This is a genomic window from Streptomyces sp. NPDC008313, assembly GCF_042956125.1.
Taxonomy (GTDB): domain Bacteria; phylum Actinomycetota; class Actinomycetes; order Streptomycetales; family Streptomycetaceae; genus Streptomyces.
The window spans coordinates 109,757-126,992 of sequence record NZ_JBIBFR010000019.1 but is presented as its reverse complement, the minus strand read 5'-3'; the positions used below and the strand labels follow the sequence as shown (position 1 = coordinate 126,992).

The following is a 17,236-nucleotide window of genomic DNA, read 5'->3' as shown; positions in this document are numbered from 1 at the left end:
CGCCCCGTCTGACCAGCGGATTCCGGGTGTGTACGGTCATTGTCGGTGCCGTGGTGTGCAATGGACGGCGTGCCCGCGCTCGAAGAACCACTGAAGAAGACGCTCGGTCCCGCCACCGCGAAGGTGATGGCCGAGCACCTCGGCCTGCACACCGTCGGCGACCTGCTGCACCACTACCCCCGCAGGTACGAGGAGCGCGGGCAGCTCACCCACCTCGCCGACCTGCCCATGGACGAGCACGTCACGGTCGTCGCCCAGGTCGCCGAAGCCCGGCTGCACACGTTCTCCTCGTCGAAGGCCCCCCGCGGCAAGGGCCAGCGCCTGGAGGTCACCATCACGGACGGCAGCGGCCGCCTCCAGCTGGTCTTCTTCGGCAACGGCGTGCACAAGCCGCACAAGGACCTGCTGCCCGGCACGCGCGCGATGTTCTCCGGCAGGGTCTCCGTCTTCAACCGCCGCCTCCAGCTGGCCCACCCGGCGTACGAGCCGCTGCGGGGCGACGGAGACGAGGCGGCCGAGTCCGTCGACAGCTGGGCCGGAGCGCTCATCCCGATCTATCCGGCCACCGCCAAGCTGGAGTCCTGGAAGATCGCCAAGGCGGTCCAGACCGTCCTGCCGAGCGTCCAGGAGGCCGTCGACCCGCTGCCGGACAGCCTCCGCGAGGGCCGCGCCCTGGTGCGGCTCCCCGAGGCCCTGCTCAAGATCCACCGCCCGCACACCCGGGCCGACGTCGAGGACGCCCGCGCCCGCCTCAAGTGGGACGAGGCCTTCGTCCTCCAGGTCGCCCTCGCCCGCCGCCGCCACGCCGACGCCCAACTCCCCGCCGTCGCCCGCGAACCGGCCGCCGACGGCCTCCTCACCGCCTTCGACGCCAAACTGCCCTTCACCCTCACCGACGGGCAGAAGAAGGTCTCCGCCGAGATCTTCGCCGACCTCGCCACCCGGCACCCGATGCACCGGCTGCTCCAGGGCGAGGTCGGCTCCGGCAAGACCATGGTCGCCCTGCGCGCCATGCTCGCCGTGGTCGACTCCGGGGGACAGGCGGCCATGCTGGCGCCCACCGAGGTGCTCGCCCAGCAGCACCACCGTTCCGTCACCGAGATGATGGGCGAGCTGGCCGAGGGCGGGATGCTCGGCGGGGCCGAGCACTCCACCAAGGTGGTGCTGCTCACCGGGTCCATGGGAACCGCCGCGCGCCGGCAGGCACTGCTCGACCTCGTCACCGGCGAGGCAGGGATCGTGATCGGCACGCACGCGCTGATCGAGGACAAGGTGAAGTTCCACGACCTCGGCCTGGTCGTCGTCGACGAGCAGCACCGCTTCGGCGTCGAGCAGCGCGACGCCCTGCGCGGCAAGGGCGCCCAGCCCCCGCACCTGCTCGTCATGACGGCCACACCCATCCCGCGCACGGTCGCGATGACCGTCTTCGGCGACCTGGAGACGTCCGTCCTCGACCAGCTCCCCGCCGGACGCTCGCCGATCGCCAGCCATGTCGTCCCGGCCGCCGACAAACCGCACTTCCTGGCCCGCGCCTGGGAGCGGGTGCGCGAGGAGGCCGCCAAGGGGCACCAGGCGTACGTGGTCTGCCCGCGCATCGGGGACGAGGAGGAGGGGAAGGGCGGCCGCGGGAAGCCGGCGCAGGACGAGGCCGAGAAGCGCCCGCCGCTCGCCGTCCTCGAGGTGGCCGCCCAGCTCTCCCAGGGCCCCCTCCAGGGCCTGCGGGTCGAGATCCTGCACGGCAGGATGCAGCCCGACGACAAGGACGCCGTGATGCGGCGCTTCACCGCGGGCGAGACGGACGTCCTGGTCGCCACCACCGTCATCGAGGTCGGCGTGAACGTGCCGAACGCCACCGCGATGGTGATCATGGACGCCGACCGGTTCGGCGTGTCCCAGCTCCACCAGCTGCGCGGCCGCGTCGGCCGGGGCTCCGCGCCCGGCCTGTGCCTGCTGGTGACCGAGATGCCCGAGGCGAGCCCCGCCCGCGCCCGGCTCACGGCGGTCGCCTCCACCCTCGACGGCTTCGAGCTCTCCCGCATCGACCTCGAACAGCGCCGCGAGGGCGACGTGCTCGGCCAGGCCCAGTCCGGTGTCCGCTCCTCCTTGCGCATGCTCGCGGTCATCGACGACGAGGAGATCATCGCCGAGGCACGCGAGGAGGCGACCGCGGTCGTCGCCGCCGACCCGGACCTCACGGACGTCCCCGGCCTGCGCACCGCCCTCGACGCCCTGCTCGACGAGGAGCGCGAGCAGTACCTGGACAAGGGCTGAGAGGCTGCCGGGCAGCCTCCTCTGAGAGACTGGACCCGACCCGTCGTCGGAGCGAAGGACCCTCATGACCCGCGTGATCGCCGGCCGGGCCGGTGGACGCCGTCTGGCCGTCCCGCCGGGTACCGGCACCCGGCCCACCTCCGACCGGGCGCGCGAGGGCCTCCTCTCCACCTGGGAGTCCCTGCTCGGCGGCCCCCTGGACGGCGAACGCGTCCTCGACCTGTACGCGGGTTCGGGCGCCGTCGGCCTGGAGGCCCTCAGCCGAGGCGCCGCTCACGTCCTGCTCGTGGAGGCCGACGCCCGCGCGGCCCGGGTCGTCCGCGCCAACGTCGCCTCACTGGGCCTTCCCGGCGCCGAGGTCAGGGCGGGCAAAGCGGAACAGATCATTCGGACGCCGGCCCCGGACACCCCGTACGACCTGGTCTTTCTCGACCCCCCGTACGCCGTCCCCGACGACGATCTTCGCGAGATCCTGCTCACACTCCGGGCCCAGGGGTGGCTCGCGGGCGAAGCCCTCGTCACCGTGGAGCGCAGCACCAGAGGTGGCGCATTCGAGTGGCCCGAGGGCTTCGAGGCGATCAGGGCCCGTCGCTACGGCGAGGGAACGTTTTGGTACGGTCGCGCCGCCTCACCGTGCGAAGACGCACGATGACCGGACCGGAGAGCGAGGGACCTCAGTTGCGCCGCGCCGTCTGTCCCGGGTCATTCGACCCGATCACCAACGGACATCTCGACATCATCGCCCGAGCGTCCAAGCTGTACGACGTGGTGCACGTAGCGGTGATGATCAATCAGTCCAAGAAGGGCCTGTTCACCGTCGACGAGCGGATCGAACTGATCCGTGAGGTCACCGCCGAGTTCGGGAACGTCGAGGTCGAGGCGTTCCACGGCCTCCTCGTCGACTTCTGCAAGCAGCGCGACATCCCCGCCATCGTCAAGGGCCTGCGCGCGGTCAGCGACTTCGACTACGAGCTGCAGATGGCCCAGATGAACAACGGCCTCTCGGGTGTGGAGACCCTCTTCGTCCCCACCAACCCCACCTACAGCTTCCTCTCCTCCTCGCTCGTCAAGGAGGTCGCCGCCTGGGGCGGCGACGTCTCCCACCTCGTGCCCCCGCAGGTCCTGGAGGCCCTCGCCGGGCGGCTGGGCCACGACTAGGGCCTGACCGGGCGTCACCCGGTGTCGGGCGGCCACCGGCTGGCCGTACAGTCGGACCGTCCGTCTCCAACACAGCTGTAGAGAGTGGCGAGCACACGGTGGACGTGCAGAAGAAGCTCGATGAGATCGTCTCGGCGGTGGGCAGCGCCCGCTCCATGCCCATGTCGGCCTCGTGCGTGGTCAACCGCACCGAGCTGCTCTCTATGCTCGAAGAGGTGCGCAAGGCGCTGCCCGGCTCCCTCGCCCAGGCCCAGGAGCTGATCGGCGGCCGCGAGCAGATGGTCGAGCAGGCCCGCCAGGAGGCCGAGCGGATCATCAAGGGCGCGCACGCCGAGCGAGGCTCCCTGATCTCCGGCACCGAGGTCGCCCGCCGCTCGCAGAACGAGGCCGACCGCATCCTCGCCGAAGCCCGCCAGGAGGCCGAGGAGATCCGCGCCGAGGCCGACGACTACGTCGACTCCAAGCTCGCCAACTTCGAGGTCGTCCTCACCAAGACCCTCGGCTCCGTCGGCCGCGGCCGCGAGAAGCTCCTCGGCACCGGCCCCGGCCTGGACGAGCAGGGATACGAGGACGAGGACGCCCCCGAGCGCAGCCACGACCCCGAGACCCTGCGCCGCAGCGCGGACGAGTACGTCGACGTCAAGCTCGGCGCCTTCGAGGCCGTCCTCGCCAAGACCCTGGAGGCCGTCGGCCGCGGCCGGCAGAAGCTGCACGGCCGGATCGCCACCGACGACCTCGGCGCGCTCGCCGACGACGGCACGCCCGTGCACCACACCAGCGACTCGGACTACCTCGCCGGACTCGCCGAGCTGGCCGAGCCCCCCGCCGCGCAGCCCGAGCCGCAGCGGACGCCCGTCGCCCCGGCCCAGGCCCCCGAGATCCCGGCGCAGCCGCAGTACGCCCAGCAGGACGCCTACGCCTACCAGCAGCAGACCGACCCGTACGGCTACCAGCAGCAGTACGTCCAGCAGGACGTCTACGGCTACCAGCAGCAGGCCGACCCGTACGGCTACCAGCAGCAGGGCTACGACCAGCAGGCGCAGCAGGCGGGATACGACCCGGGGCAGGGGGCGCAGGGCGGCTACGGTGCGCCCGAGACACACGCCCTCGACGAGACCAGCCTCTTCGACACCAGCATGATCAGCGCCGAGCAGCTGCGCGCCTACGAGCAGGAGCGCGGCAACCGCTGACCGCCGCCGGCCGCCGCCGGCCGGGGACCGTACGGCCGGGTGCCGAGGCCCCCGCGAGCGGCCGGTGACCGGTGGCGGGCACCGGATTGGGTTGTGGGCGAAAGGTCAAGTATCCTGGCCCTTCGGTCGCGACTACGTCCGCGATCCAAGCTGCCCGCGCACCGCCGGAGCGGCATCCCTGAGTCTCTGAAGATCGAAAGCAGGAATGGCCCTGAACGCCCGCCTCGACCACCGCAACCCTCTCGTGTTCGACACGCACGAGCTGGGGCGGCGTCCCGGTGCGCTGCAGCGCCTGACCCGCACGATCGACGCCCCCCGGGACCTCGGTCTCCAGGGAGTCATCGAGGTGCCGGAAGGCGCCCCGGTGGAGCTCGACCTCCGGCTCGAGTCGGTCATGGAAGGTGTGCTCGTCACAGGCACCGCCCGTGCAACGGCCGAGGGGGAGTGCGTAAGGTGTCTGGAGCCGGTCGGGCTCGCGCTCGAAGCGGACTTCCAGGAGATGTTCTCGTACCCTGACGCCGATGACCGGGGCCGTGTGAAAGCGGAACCGGCCGACGACGCCGAGGAAGACGAGGACACGCTCTTTCTCGAGGACGGCCTGTTCGACCTCGAACCCGTGCTGCGTGATGCGGTGGTGCTCGCACTGCCGATGCAGCCGGTGTGCCAGGACGACTGCCCCGGCCTGTGCTCCGAGTGCGGAGCCCGGCTGGCGGACGACCCGGACCACCACCATGACGCCGTCGACATCCGTTGGGCGGCACTGCAGGGACTCGCCGGTTCACTCGAAGATGGCGAGAAGGACGAGATGAGCGGCGGCGTGCCTCGATCAGCGCCCGCCGACGAGAAGCAGGAGAAGTAGCCGTGGCTGTTCCGAAGCGGAAGATGTCGCGCAGCAACACGCGCCACCGCCGGTCGCAGTGGAAGGCTGCGGTCCCCACCCTGGTTGCGTGCGAGCGCTGCCACGAGCCCAAGCTGCAGCACATCGCGTGCCCGGCTTGCGGCACCTACAACAAGCGCCAGGTCCTCGAGGTCTGAGCGGCTGGTGAGAGGTCTGATGTCTGACGCCAAAAACAGTCCCCGCCGCGGCGGGGGTCCGGCGGACACAGCCTCGTCCCACACGCTTCTGGAAGGGCGGCTCGGGTACAAGCTCGAGTCCGCCCTTCTGGTGCGTGCGCTGACGCACCGTTCGTACGCGTACGAGAACGGCGGTCTGCCGACCAACGAGCGCCTGGAGTTCCTCGGGGACTCCGTGCTGGGCCTCGTGGTCACCGACACGCTGTACCGCACCCACCCCGACCTGCCCGAGGGCCAGCTGGCCAAGTTGCGGGCCGCGGTGGTCAACTCGCGTGCGCTGGCGGAGGTGGGCCGCGGGCTCGAACTCGGCTCCTTCATCCGGCTCGGCCGGGGCGAAGAGGGCACGGGCGGCCGGGACAAGGCATCCATCCTCGCCGACACCCTGGAAGCGGTGATCGGCGCTGTCTATCTCGACCAGGGTCTGGAAGCGGCGGGCGAACTCGTCCACCGGCTCTTCGATCCCCTGATCGAGAAGTCCTCGAATCTGGGCGCCGGCCTGGACTGGAAGACCAGTCTCCAGGAGCTCACCGCGACCGAGGGGCTCGGTGTTCCCGAGTACCTGGTCTCGGAGACCGGTCCGGACCACGAGAAGACCTTTACTGCTGCCGCCCGCGTCGGAGGCGTCTCGTACGGCACCGGCACCGGCCGCAGCAAGAAGGAGGCGGAGCAGCAGGCCGCCGAGTCCGCGTGGCGGGAGATCCGTGCCGCCGCGGACGAGCGTGCCAAGGCCGCTCAGGACGCCGAGCAGGTGGCGAAGGCCGCCGAGCAGGCCGCCCAGGTCACCGAGGGGGCCGCCGACACCCCCTCGACCGCGACGAGCGACCAGGCCACGGCCTGACGGCCGCGTCTCCTTCCTCCTGACCCCGCCACGGCACCCGCCGCGGTGGGGTCAGGTGCTTCTCGCGGGGGATCACGGGGCCGGCACCCGTGCCGTGGCGCGTCCGGCCGGGAGGTACGCTGCGGACGTCGTCCGTGTCACCCCTCCGGAGGAGTCCGTGCCCGAGTTGCCCGAGGTCGAAGTCGTACGGCGCGGCCTGGAGCGCTGGGTGACCGGGCGGACGGTGAAGTCGGTCGAGGTCCGCCATCCCCGGGCGGTGCGGCGGCATCCGGCGGGGCCCGACGGGTTCGCCGGGGCGCTCGCGGGGCACCGCGTCGGACCGGCGGCGCGGCGCGGCAAGTACCTGTGGCTGCCGCTCGACGACTCGCCGTTCGCCGTGCTCGCGCACCTCGGGATGAGCGGGCAGCTTCTGGTCCAGCCGGAGGACGCCCCGGACGAGAAGCACCTGCGGGTGCGCGTCCGCTTCGAGGACGCGGGACCGGCCGCCGCAGAGGCGGCGGGCACCGAACTGCGTTTCGTGGACCAGCGCACCTTCGGCGGACTGTCGCTGCACGAGACCACCCCGGACGGCCTGCCGGACGTCATCGCGCACATCGCCCGCGACCCGCTCGACCCCCTCTTCGACGACGCCGCGTTCCACACGGCGCTGCGCGCCCGCCGCACCACGATCAAGCGCGCCCTGCTCGACCAGTCACTGATCAGCGGCGTCGGCAACATCTATGCGGACGAGGCGCTGTGGCGCTCCCGGCTCCACTACGAACGCCCGGCGGACACCTTCACCCGCCCGCGCACCGCCGAACTGCTCGGCCACATCCGCGACGTGATGAACGACGCGCTCGCCGCCGGAGGCACCAGCTTCGACAGCCTCTACGTCAACGTGAACGGGGAGTCGGGGTACTTCGACCGTTCCCTCGACGCGTACGGGCGTGAGGGCCTGCCCTGTCACAGGTGCGGGACCCCGATGCGGCGGCGGCCCTGGATGAACAGGTCCAGCTACTTCTGCCCACGCTGCCAGCGGCCTCCGCGGGCGCGGGCGGTCTGAGGGCGGTCTGTGGGCGGTCTGAGGGCGGCGCCCGCCTCCGTGGACGTGGGCAGCAGTCCGGCGCCGGCGCCCGGAACTCAGATTTCGCGGGCCTCGTCGTAGCGCCCGCGGGCCTCCAGGACGTCGTCCATCCGACCCTCCACGAGCTCGATGAGGGAGAGCAGTCGCTCCGCGACCTCGCGGCCGAGCGGGGTGAGCCGGTAGTCGACGCGCGGCGGATTCGTCGGCTGCGCGTCGCGGTGGACCAGTCCGTCGCGCTCCAGTGCGTGCAGGGTCTGGGAGAGCATCTTCTCGCTCACACCGTCGATCCGGCGGCGCAGTTCGTTGAAGCGGAAGGTGCCGTCGTGCAGGGCGCCCAGGGTGAGCGACCCCCAGCGGCCGGTGACGTGCTCCAGCGTGCCCCGGGACGGACATGTCCGGGCGAAGACGTCGAACGCGAGATCCCCGTCTCCCCCGCAGGCACCGCCCACGCCCGCGACCTCCGCTTCCGCGCCCTGCGCGGCCCGCGCGATGGATTCCATGCGGATGAGGATACTCCGACGCAGCGCACACTGGGAGGTTGCGCTAACCAAAAGTTAGTGCTTTCCTTCGTCAGTGCCGCCGGGGCCCCCGGACGGCATGTAACGAGTCGTACTCCGTCCGGCCATCGCCCTTCCGAGGAGCCCCATCGTGAGCAGCCCCATCGTCTCGATCGCCTACCACTCCGGCTTCGGCCACACCGCGGTCCTCGCCGAGGCGGTGCGTTCCGGTGCCGCCGACGCGGGCGCCGAGGTCCACCTGATCAAGGTCGACGAGATCACCGAGGAGCAGTGGGCGGCACTCGACGCCTCCGACGCGATCGTCTTCGGCTCGCCCACCTACATGGGCACCGCGTCCGGCGCCTTCCACGTCTTCGCCGAGGCGTCCTCGAAGCGCTGGGCCGGGCAGGACTGGAAGGACAAGCTGGCGGCCGGGTTCACCAACTCCGGCTCCATGAGCGGCGACAAGCTGCACACCCTGCAGTTCTTCCAGACCCTCGCCTCCCAGCACGGCATGAACTGGGTGAGCCTGGGCCTGCACCCCGGCTGGAACACCAGCACGGCCTCCGAGAACGACCTCAACCGCCTCGGCTTCTTCGCCGGCGCGGCCGCGCAGACGAACGCCGACGCGGGCCCCGACGGCGTCCACAAGGCCGACATCGCGACCGCCGAGCACCTCGGCCGCCGGGTCACGGAGACGGCGCGCGTCTTCGTCCAGGGCCGGGCCGCCGCCGTCGCGTAGTCCGTCGCCCACTGGACAGGGGTGTGCCCCGGACCACGACAGCGGTCCGGGGCACCCCCCTGTCCAGTGGGTCGTCGTCGACGGCCCGACGGCCCGACGGGCCTCAGGGGAGATCCGTGCCGGACATGTCGTTCGCCGTGAGCACGAAGAAGACGCAGAAAGCGAGCACGACGCCGAAGAAGAGGAGCAGGGCGATCATGCTCGCCGCGCTCCTGGCGGGGCTCGGCGCGTGCGCCGTCGCCCGGTGCGGCCGGTCGGCCGGGTAGTGGACGGTGACGAAGTCCCCCTCGACGGTCGTCGCCGGGCCGTTCTCCTCCTCGAACCGGACGGGAGGGCCCGCCGGGGACGTGAACTCGTAGACGTGGTGCAGCGTGGTCGTGGCGTGGCCGTCGCCATGGCCGCCGCTCGTCGTGGTGAACGTGCGCAGACAGCGTGCCTCCGCCGTCAGGCCGCTCGACCAGGCCCGCCTCAGCTCCCAGAAGCGTCTGACGACCTTGACCGCCATCGCGACCACCACCGCGGCGATGAACGCCGGCACGGCATAGAAAAAGAACTCCACGACTGCCCCCCGAGTGACCCGACACGCCACCCTGGTCCCGGGCGGCGTACGGAGAACGTACTCGCGGAAGAGGGCCGCGAAGCTCAAGTGCGGCTCAGAATGGGCCCAGGGGCATCCGGTCCGAAGCGACCGCGGCCGCGGACAAGGTCTCCGGAAGTCCGCGAGCCTGCGCAGGGCGGCCCGGAAACGCCCGGGTCACCCGGCCCCGGGCCCGCCCCGGCAGCCGTGGAAGCGCGGGGCCGGGCGCCCGGCCCCGCGATGTGTCAGTAGCCGAAGTCCTGCGTCCACCACGGGCCACCCGACGCGAAGTGCGCGCCGACGCCCAGGGTCTTGAAGTCGCAGTTCAGTATGTTCGCGCGGTGGCCGGGGCTGTTCATCCAGGCCTCCATCACCGCCGCGGCGTCGGCCTGGCCGCGGGCTATGTTCTCGCCGCCGAGGTCGGAGATGCCGGCCTTCGCCGCACGGTCCCAGGGGCTCGCCCCGCTGGGGTCGGTGTGGTCGAAGAAAGCGCGGGCGGCCATGTCCTCGCTGAACGCGGAGGCCAGATTCGACAGGGCGCTGTTCGCGGCCACCGGGCTGCAACCCACCTTGGCCCGCTCCTGGTTGACCAGCCTCAGCACCTCGGCCTCCGCCGCGGACTCGGCGGACACCGTCACCGGCGCCTCGGTCTTCGGGGCCTTGGTCGCCTTCCGCGACGGAGCGGAGGAGGCCTTCGACTCGCTCGGCTTCGCCGACGGAGTCTTCGAGGGCTTCTCGGACGGCTTCTCGGAAGGCTTCTCCGACGGCTTCGAGGGGGTCTTGGAGGACTGGGAGGGCGAGACCGAACGCTCGGCGTCGCGGCTCGCGGCGGAGGTGTCGCGCTCCTCGGCGGGGCCCGTGGCCCCGCCCTGCTGGGTCGCACGACCCGACGGGCTGTCCGCGGCCTGCACGGTGTCGCCGCCACCGCCGCCACCGATCGAGTAGCCGTCAGTGCCCGCAATCACCCCGGTGGCCACGGCGGCCGTGCCCAGGGCGACCGCCGCGGAGACGCCGATCAGCCCGCTGCGTACGGGCGTCCCGGCCTTCTTCCTGCGGTGCGAACGGGCGGTGTTGCTCGGCAGATCGGCGATCGCGGCGTAGCCGTAGAGGTTCTCGGGGCCGTAGCTCTCCGTGTGGGCCTCGTGTGTCTGCGTGGCCCCGGTTGCGCGGCCGGTGGCGGCGCGGCCGGCGGCGGAGCGTCGGTGGCGTCCCATCTTCTGGCCTTCCTCATCCTTGCGGTACGCGTCCCTCACTCGAAGGAGTGAGTTTCACATGAGATTCACTGGATCGGGACGGTACCCCATGGCGCAAGGGCCAGGAGGGCTGCGAGGGACATTGTCCGGTTAGCGTGCAGCCATGAACGAGGATGTACGGCTCGTCGCGTGGGTGCGCGGACGGGTACAGGGCGTGGGATTCCGCTGGTTCACGCGTGCCAGGGCGCTGGAGCTCGGCGGGCTGAGTGGTTTTGCTCTCAATTTGGAGGACGGACGTGTCCAGGTGGTCGCGGAGGGCCCGAGGGCCGGCTGCGAAGGCCTGCTCGAGTGGCTCCGCGGTGACGACACACCCGGACGTGTGGACGGTGTCACTGAGATGTGGGACACGCCCCGCGGCGGCTACGACGGCTTCGCCATCCGCTGACATCCGACGGTGACGGCCCCCGGGCGAGGGCGCGCGCGAGCCCGTGCGCGCCCTCCGCAACGGCGGTGACCTGGTGGTTGCCAAGAAGCGGATGTCGTGGCAGGCTCCCGGGCAACGTTGATCTCCACGCCCCCGGGGCCCCGCAGGAGTCGCCGCGCCGCCCCCCGAGGGCCGCGTGCCCCCGGGGCGCACGCCGATACGGGGCGTGATCGTGTTGACCGTCAAACTTTTTGGTGAGACGCTGAAAGCCCCGCGCACCTCAGCTGTTTGGCATGTGGCAACAGCAGCAAGAACCTAAAAGTGTCAAGCATCGCGGGTGCGATTCCCTCACGACCCAACCGCTTCGGTCGGTCACGCATTGTGGAGGACCATCCATCATGGCAAAGGCGCTTCTCGGTTACGTCGGCGGCTCCGACCCGCGACTCATCGCCGAGATGCGACGGCTCCAGCAGCGCGTCCAGGACCTCGAATCCGAGCTCGTACGGATCCAGGCCGAGAACGACGCGCTCGCGGCTGCCGCTTCTCACGACTCGCTTCTCGAAAGCATCGACGCGCCCCAGGCCGAGCCTGCGCTCACCTGATCACAGCACCGCTAACGCACACAGCACAGCACCACGACAGCAGCGGTCGGGCTGCCCGGATCAACCGCTCTCGTCGTCAGAATCCCAAGGGACGCCATTCGGCGTCCCTTCTTCTTTCCCCCCGCGCGCTCCCCCGCGCACGCGCCCCACCCGACCGTGACAAGTCCTTCACTGTCTTCAACGGAGGGTGTGCCCTGCACGTACAGGGGTGAAACCGCGCGTTCATGGAGTGAGACCGGCCCGAAAGGTAGAGTCCGGCGGCGTGCACCTCAAGGCCCTGACCCTGCGCGGGTTCAAATCGTTCGCCTCGGCGACCACGCTGCGGTTCGAGCCGGGCATCACCTGCGTCGTGGGCCCCAACGGCTCCGGCAAGTCAAACGTCGTGGACGCGCTCAGCTGGGTCATGGGCGAGCAGGGCGCCAAGTCGCTGCGCGGCGGCAAGATGGAGGACGTCATCTTCGCCGGGACCACCGGCCGCCCGCCGCTCGGCCGGGCCGAGGTGTCCCTCACCATCGACAACTCCGACGGCGCCCTGCCCATCGAGTACGCCGAGGTCACCATCACGCGGATCATGTTCCGCAACGGCGGCAGCGAGTACCAGATCAACGGCGACACCTGCCGTCTCCTCGACATCCAGGAACTGCTCTCCGACTCCGGCATCGGCCGCGAGATGCACGTCATCGTCGGGCAGGGCCAGCTCGACTCCGTCCTGCACGCCGATCCGATGGGCCGCCGCGCCTTCATCGAGGAGGCCGCCGGCGTCCTCAAGCACCGCAAGCGCAAGGAGAAGGCGCTGCGGAAACTCGACGCGATGCGGGCCAACCTCGCCCGCGTGCAGGACCTGACGGACGAACTGCGGCGGCAGCTGAAGCCGCTCGGTCGGCAGGCCGCCGTCGCCCGCCGCGCCGCGGTGATCCAGGCCGACCTGCGCGACGCCCGGCTGCGCCTGCTCGCCGACGATCTCCTGCGGCTGCGCGGCGCGCTCCAGGCCGAGATCGCGGACGAGGCCGCGCTCAAGGAGCGCAAGGAAGCCGCCGAGGCCCAGCTGCGGACGGCGCTGCAGCGCGAGGCCGCGCTCGAGGACGAGGTGCGGCGCCTCGCGCCCCGGCTGCGCACCGCCCAGCAGACCTGGTACGAGCTGTCGCAGCTCGCCGAGCGGGTGCGCGGCACCGTGTCGCTGGCCGACGCGCGCGTCAAGAGCGCCACCTCCGCCCCCGCCGAGGAGCGGCGCGGACGCGACCCCGAGGACATGGAGCGGGAGGCCGCGCGGATCCGCGAGCAGGAGGCCGAGCTGGAGGCGGCACTGGAGGCGGCGGAGCACGCCCGGGAGGACACCGTCGCGCACCGCGCCGAGCTGGAGCGCGCACTCGCCGCCGAGGAACGCCGGCTCAAGGACGTGGCCCGCGCCATCGCCGACCGGCGCGAAGGACTCGCCCGCCTCGGCGGCCAGGTCAACGCCGCCCGTTCGCGCGCGGCCTCGGCCCAGGCCGAGATCGACCGGCTCGCCGCCGCCAGTGACGAGGCCGGGCAGCGCGCGGCCGCCGCCCAGGAGGAGTACGAGCAGCTCCAGGCCGAGGTCGACGGTCTGGACGCGGACGACACCGAGCTGACGGAGCGCCACGAGGCGGCGAAGAGCGCGCTCGCCGAGGCCGAGGCCGCCGCCACCGCCGCCCGGGAGGCCGCCACGTCGGCCGAGCGCAGACGCGCGGCGCTCGCGGCCCGCCATGAGGCGCTCGCCCTGGGCCTGCGGCGCAAGGACGGCACGGGCGCGCTGCTCGGTGCGGCCGACCGGCTCGCCGGACTGCTCGGCCCCGCCGCCGAACTGCTGACCGTCACCCCCGGCTACGAGGTCCCGCTGGCCGCCGCCTTCGGTGCCGCCGCCGACGCCGTCGCGGTGGCCACGCCCGCCTCGGCGGCGGAGGCCATCCGCCTGCTCCGCAAGCAGGACGCGGGCCGCGCGGCGCTGCTGCTGGCGAGCGCCCCGGAGGACGTGGCCCCGCGGGAGAGCGGCGAGGGTGCGGCGCCCGGCGGTCCGCCGCTCGCCGCCGACCTCGTCCGTGGCCCCGCCGAACTGATGCCCGCCGTACGGCGCCTGCTGCGCGGCATCGTCGTCGTCGGCACCCTGGAGGACGCCGAGGACCTCGTCCACGCCCGGCCCGGACTGACCGCCGTGACCGCCGAGGGAGACCTGCTCGGAGCGCACTTCGCCCACGGCGGTTCCGCCGGGGCGCCGAGCCTGATCGAGGTCCAGGCGTCCGTCGACGAGGCCGCCGCCGAACTCGTGGAGCTGGGCGTGCTGTGCGAGGAGCTGGCCGAGGCCCAGCACCAGGCCGGCGCCCGGCGCGCGGAGTGCGCCGGGCTCGTCGAGGAACTGGGGGAGCGCCGGCGTGCGGCCGAGCGGGAGAAGTCCGCCGTCGCCCAGCGGCTGGGCCGGCTGGCCGGGCAGGCCCGGGGCGCCGCGGGCGAGGCCGAGCGGAGCGCCGCCGCCGCGGCCCGCGCGCAGGAGGCCCTCGACCGGGCCGTGGAGGAGGCCGGGGAACTCGCCGAGCGGCTCGCCGTCGCCGAGGAGATGCCGGTGGAGGAGGAACCGGACACCTCCCTGCGGGACCGGCTCGCCGCGGACGGGGCCAACGCCCGGCAGACCGAGATGGAGGCCCGCCTCCAGGTTCGTACCCACGAGGAGCGGGTGAAGGGGCTCGCCGGACGGGCCGACGGGCTGGACCGGGCCGCCCGCGCCGAACGAGAGGCACGTGCGCGTGCCGAACAGCGGCGGGCGCGGCTGCGGCACGAGGCGGCGGTCGCCGGGTCGGTCGCCGCCGGAGCGCGCCTGCTCCTCGCGCACGTCGAGGTCTCCCTCGTACGGGCCGACGCGGAGCGGACCGCCGCCGAGGCGGCCAAGGCCCACCGGGAGCAGGAGCTCGACGCGGCCCGCACCGCCGGGCGTGACCTGAAGGCCGAGCTGGACAAGCTCACCGACTCGGTGCACCGCGGTGAGGTGCTGGGCGCGGAGAAGCGGCTGCGCATGGAGCAGCTGGAGTCGAAGGCGCTGGAGGAGCTGGGCGTGGAGCCGGCGGCCCTCGTCGCCGAATACGGTCCCGACCAGCCCGTGCCTCCCTCGCCGCCTGCCGAGGGCGAGGAACTGCCCGAGGACCCGGAGCACCCGCGCAACCGGCCGGTGCCGTTCGTCCGCGCCGAACAGGAGAAGCGCCTGAGGGCGGCCGAGCGGGCCTACCAGCAGCTGGGCAAGGTCAACCCGCTCGCGCTGGAGGAGTTCGCGGCGCTGGAGGAGCGCCACCAGTTCCTCAGCGAGCAGCTGGAGGACCTGAAGAAGACGCGCGCCGACCTCCTCCAGGTGGTGAAGGAGGTCGACGAGCGGGTCGAGCAGGTCTTCACCGAGGCGTACCGGGACACGGCCAGGGAGTTCGAGGGCGTGTTCAGCCGGCTGTTCCCGGGCGGGGAGGGACGGCTGGTCCTGACCGACCCCGACAACATGCTCACCACGGGTGTGGACGTGGAGGCGCGGCCGCCGGGCAAGAAGGTCAAGCGGCTGAGCCTGCTCTCCGGCGGTGAGCGGTCGCTGACGGCGGTCGCGCTGCTCGTCTCCATCTTCAAGGCGCGGCCCAGCCCCTTCTATGTGATGGACGAGGTCGAGGCCGCCCTCGACGACACCAACCTGCAGCGGCTCATCCGGATCATGCAGGAGCTGCAGGAGGCCTCGCAGCTGATCGTGATCACGCACCAGAAGCGCACGATGGAGGTCGCCGACGCGCTGTACGGCGTCTCCATGCAGGGCGACGGCGTCTCGAAGGTGATCAGCCAGCGCCTGCGCTGAAGCCGCCCTCCGCGGCCGGGGCGGCACCGCGGCGTGCCGTGCGGATCTCGGGGTACATGGATCCCGAGGAGCCATTACTTCAAGCCTTGAACGCAGAGTCTCTCTAGGGGTGGCGCAAACTCACAGCAATCCAGGTATTGACTTCGGAACTTGAATACATAGTCTCTCCACGTTGCTTTTTACCTTCAGGTGGTGGGCGGCGTGAAGTTGTGCGCCACTGGAAGGGCTCGCCCCCACCCCCGGCAGCGACGCCGGTGAGGAGTACACACGTGACCAGCACAGCGCAGGCGTCAGGAGCCAGAGCGGCTCACCCCGAACATCTCGGGCATGTCATCTTCATCGCGGCGGCGGCCGCGATGGGCGGCTTCCTCTTCGGCTATGACAGCGCCGTGATCAACGGGGCGGTCGAGGCCATCCGCGACCGCTACGACGTCGGCTCCGGGACGCTGGCCCAGGTCATCGCCATCGCGCTGATCGGCTGTGCCATCGGCGCCGCGACCGCGGGCCGCATCGCCGACCGCATCGGGCGTATCCGCTGCATGCAGATCGCCGCCGTCCTCTTCACGGTCAGCGCCGTCGGTTCGGCACTGCCCTTCGCGCTGTGGGACCTCGCCTTCTGGCGCATCATCGGCGGATTCGCCATCGGTATGGCCTCCGTGATCGGCCCCGCCTACATCGCCGAGGTCGCCCCGCCCGCCTACCGAGGGCGTCTCGGCTCCTTCCAGCAGGCCGCGATCGTCGTCGGCATCGCCATCTCCCAGCTGGTCAACTGGGGCATCCTGAACGCCGCCGACGGCAAGCAGCGCGGTGAGCTTATGGGCCTGGAGGCCTGGCAGGTCATGCTCGGTGTGATGGTCGTCCCGGCCGTCCTGTACGGCCTTCTTTCCTTCGCCATCCCGGAGTCCCCGCGCTACCTCATCTCCGCGGGCAAGGACGCCAGGGCCCGAGAGGTGCTCGCCGAGGTCGAGGGCAAGGAGGTCGATCTCGACGCCCGCGTCGCCGAGATCGAGCACGCGATGAAGAGCGAGCACAGGTCGACCTTCAAGGACCTGCTCGGCGGCAGTTTCTTCTTCAAGCCGATCGTCTGGATCGGCATCGGCCTCTCCGTCTTCCAGCAGTTCGTCGGCATCAACGTCGCCTTCTACTACTCCTCGACGCTGTGGCAGTCGGTCGGCGTCGACCCCTCGCAGTCGTTCTTCTACTCGTTCACCACGTCGATCATCAACATCGTCGGCACCGTGATCGCCATGATCTTCGTCGACCGCATCGGCCGCAGGCCCCTCGCGCTGATCGGCTCCGTGGGCATGGTCGTCGGCCTGGCCCTGGAGGCCTGGGCCTTCTCCTTCGACCTCGTCAACGGCAAGCTGCCCGAGACGCAGGGCTGGGTCGCCCTGATCGCCGCCCACGTCTTCGTGCTCTTCTTCGCCCTGTCGTGGGGTGTCGTCGTCTGGGTCTTCCTCGGTGAGATGTTCCCGAACAGGATCCGCGCCGCCGCCCTCGGTGTCGCCGCCTGCGCCCAGTGGATCGCCAACTGGGCGATCACCGCGAGCTTCCCGTCGCTGGCCGACTGGAACCTCTCCGGGACCTACGTCATCTACACGGTCTTCGCCGCGCTCTCCATCCCGTTCGTGCTGAAGTTCGTGAAGGAGACCAAGGGCAAGGCCCTGGAGGAGATGGGCTGACCCCGCCCTCCCCGGACTCGGGGGGACGGGCCAAGTCCCCGCTGCCCCTCTCCCCGTACCCGTAAGACGTGCCGGCCCGGTACGGACCTCATG

The 17,236-nt window shown here is 71.6% G+C and carries 16 protein-coding genes; 13 read left to right on the top strand and 3 right to left on the bottom strand.

The annotated features are described in order from the left end of the window. Positions 1-60 precede the first annotated feature (60 nt). The 8 genes from recG (at position 61) to mutM (ending at position 7,573) form a co-directional block, all read left to right on the top strand. Positions 61-2,271, top strand: coding sequence for an ATP-dependent DNA helicase RecG (gene recG, locus ACFY93_RS24790; protein ID WP_391362945.1), 2,211 nt, complete (start codon positions 61-63; stop codon positions 2,269-2,271). Between the two features lie 64 nt (positions 2,272-2,335). Beyond that, positions 2,336-2,923: a 16S rRNA (guanine(966)-N(2))-methyltransferase RsmD gene (rsmD, locus tag ACFY93_RS24785; protein ID WP_391362883.1), complete on the top strand. Its 588-nt coding sequence runs from the start codon at positions 2,336-2,338 to the stop codon at positions 2,921-2,923. A 26-nt stretch (positions 2,924-2,949) separates the two neighbouring features. Continuing rightward, positions 2,950-3,429, top strand: a complete 480-nt coding sequence (gene coaD / locus ACFY93_RS24780; RefSeq protein ID WP_391362943.1) for a pantetheine-phosphate adenylyltransferase — start codon at positions 2,950-2,952, stop codon at positions 3,427-3,429. Between the two features lie 98 nt (positions 3,430-3,527). After that, positions 3,528-4,619 carry an ATP synthase F0 subunit B gene (locus ACFY93_RS24775; RefSeq protein WP_391362881.1) on the top strand — a complete coding sequence of 364 codons (1,092 nt, stop codon included), beginning with the start codon at positions 3,528-3,530 and terminating at the stop codon, positions 4,617-4,619. Positions 4,620-4,824: 205 nt separating this feature from the next. Further along, on the top strand, positions 4,825-5,478 hold the full coding sequence (locus tag ACFY93_RS24770) for a YceD family protein (protein ID WP_391362879.1): 654 nt from the start codon (positions 4,825-4,827) through the stop codon (positions 5,476-5,478). Between the two features lie 2 nt (positions 5,479-5,480). Beyond that, the gene (gene rpmF / locus ACFY93_RS24765) at positions 5,481-5,654 is read left to right on the top strand and encodes a 50S ribosomal protein L32 (protein WP_006139588.1); all 174 of its coding nucleotides are present in this window, start codon (positions 5,481-5,483) and stop codon (positions 5,652-5,654) included. 19 nt (positions 5,655-5,673) lie between these two features. Next, entirely contained in the window at positions 5,674-6,531 is an 858-nt protein-coding gene (rnc, locus tag ACFY93_RS24760) for a ribonuclease III (RefSeq protein ID WP_391362877.1), read from the top strand. Between the two features lie 157 nt (positions 6,532-6,688). Further along, the gene (mutM, locus tag ACFY93_RS24755) at positions 6,689-7,573 is read left to right on the top strand and encodes a bifunctional DNA-formamidopyrimidine glycosylase/DNA-(apurinic or apyrimidinic site) lyase (protein WP_391362875.1); all 885 of its coding nucleotides are present in this window, start codon (positions 6,689-6,691) and stop codon (positions 7,571-7,573) included. A 77-nt stretch (positions 7,574-7,650) separates the two neighbouring features. Here mutM and ACFY93_RS24750 read toward each other — a convergent pair whose 3' ends face one another. Then, positions 7,651-8,094, bottom strand: coding sequence for a winged helix-turn-helix transcriptional regulator (locus ACFY93_RS24750; protein WP_391362873.1), 444 nt, complete (start codon positions 8,092-8,094; stop codon positions 7,651-7,653). 148 nt (positions 8,095-8,242) lie between these two features. On the opposite strand from ACFY93_RS24750, the gene ACFY93_RS24745 reads away from it, so the two are divergent. Then, positions 8,243-8,833 (top strand): NAD(P)H-dependent oxidoreductase, encoded by a 591-nt coding sequence (locus ACFY93_RS24745; RefSeq protein WP_391362871.1) that lies wholly within the window; start codon positions 8,243-8,245, stop codon positions 8,831-8,833. 103 nt (positions 8,834-8,936) lie between these two features. Here ACFY93_RS24745 and ACFY93_RS24740 read toward each other — a convergent pair whose 3' ends face one another. Beyond that, positions 8,937-9,392: a DUF3592 domain-containing protein gene (locus ACFY93_RS24740; protein WP_391362869.1), complete on the bottom strand. Its 456-nt coding sequence runs from the start codon at positions 9,390-9,392 to the stop codon at positions 8,937-8,939. 263 nt (positions 9,393-9,655) lie between these two features. Beyond that, positions 9,656-10,624, bottom strand: coding sequence for a CAP domain-containing protein (locus ACFY93_RS24735; protein WP_391362867.1), 969 nt, complete (start codon positions 10,622-10,624; stop codon positions 9,656-9,658). 142 nt (positions 10,625-10,766) lie between these two features. Between ACFY93_RS24735 and ACFY93_RS24730 the strand changes: the two genes are divergently transcribed. The 4 genes from ACFY93_RS24730 (at position 10,767) to ACFY93_RS24715 (ending at position 17,143) form a co-directional block, all read left to right on the top strand. Further along, positions 10,767-11,048, top strand: a complete 282-nt coding sequence (locus ACFY93_RS24730; protein WP_391362865.1) for an acylphosphatase — start codon at positions 10,767-10,769, stop codon at positions 11,046-11,048. 377 nt (positions 11,049-11,425) lie between these two features. Further along, positions 11,426-11,629 carry a hypothetical protein gene (locus ACFY93_RS24725; RefSeq protein ID WP_391362863.1) on the top strand — a complete coding sequence of 68 codons (204 nt, stop codon included), beginning with the start codon at positions 11,426-11,428 and terminating at the stop codon, positions 11,627-11,629. 262 nt (positions 11,630-11,891) lie between these two features. Continuing rightward, positions 11,892-15,461 carry a chromosome segregation protein SMC gene (gene smc, locus ACFY93_RS24720; RefSeq protein WP_391362861.1) on the top strand — a complete coding sequence of 1,190 codons (3,570 nt, stop codon included), beginning with the start codon at positions 11,892-11,894 and terminating at the stop codon, positions 15,459-15,461. A gap of 269 nt (positions 15,462-15,730) precedes the next feature. Further along, the gene (locus ACFY93_RS24715) at positions 15,731-17,143 is read left to right on the top strand and encodes a sugar porter family MFS transporter (protein WP_391362859.1); all 1,413 of its coding nucleotides are present in this window, start codon (positions 15,731-15,733) and stop codon (positions 17,141-17,143) included. Positions 17,144-17,236: the final 93 nt, after the last annotated feature.

Coding starts and splice junctions, on each gene's coding strand:
- recG (WP_391362945.1), top strand. CDS start 61: ATGGACGGCGTGCCCGCGCTCGAAGAACCACTGAAGAAGACGCTCGGT.
- rsmD (WP_391362883.1), top strand. CDS start 2,336: ATGACCCGCGTGATCGCCGGCCGGGCCGGTGGACGCCGTCTGGCCGTC.
- ACFY93_RS24770 (WP_391362879.1), top strand. CDS start 4,825: ATGGCCCTGAACGCCCGCCTCGACCACCGCAACCCTCTCGTGTTCGAC.
- rnc (WP_391362877.1), top strand. CDS start 5,674: ATGTCTGACGCCAAAAACAGTCCCCGCCGCGGCGGGGGTCCGGCGGAC.
- ACFY93_RS24750 (WP_391362873.1), bottom strand. CDS start 8,094: ATGGAATCCATCGCGCGGGCCGCGCAGGGCGCGGAAGCGGAGGTCGCG.
- ACFY93_RS24735 (WP_391362867.1), bottom strand. CDS start 10,624: ATGGGACGCCACCGACGCTCCGCCGCCGGCCGCGCCGCCACCGGCCGC.
- ACFY93_RS24730 (WP_391362865.1), top strand. CDS start 10,767: ATGAACGAGGATGTACGGCTCGTCGCGTGGGTGCGCGGACGGGTACAG.
- ACFY93_RS24725 (WP_391362863.1), top strand. CDS start 11,426: ATGGCAAAGGCGCTTCTCGGTTACGTCGGCGGCTCCGACCCGCGACTC.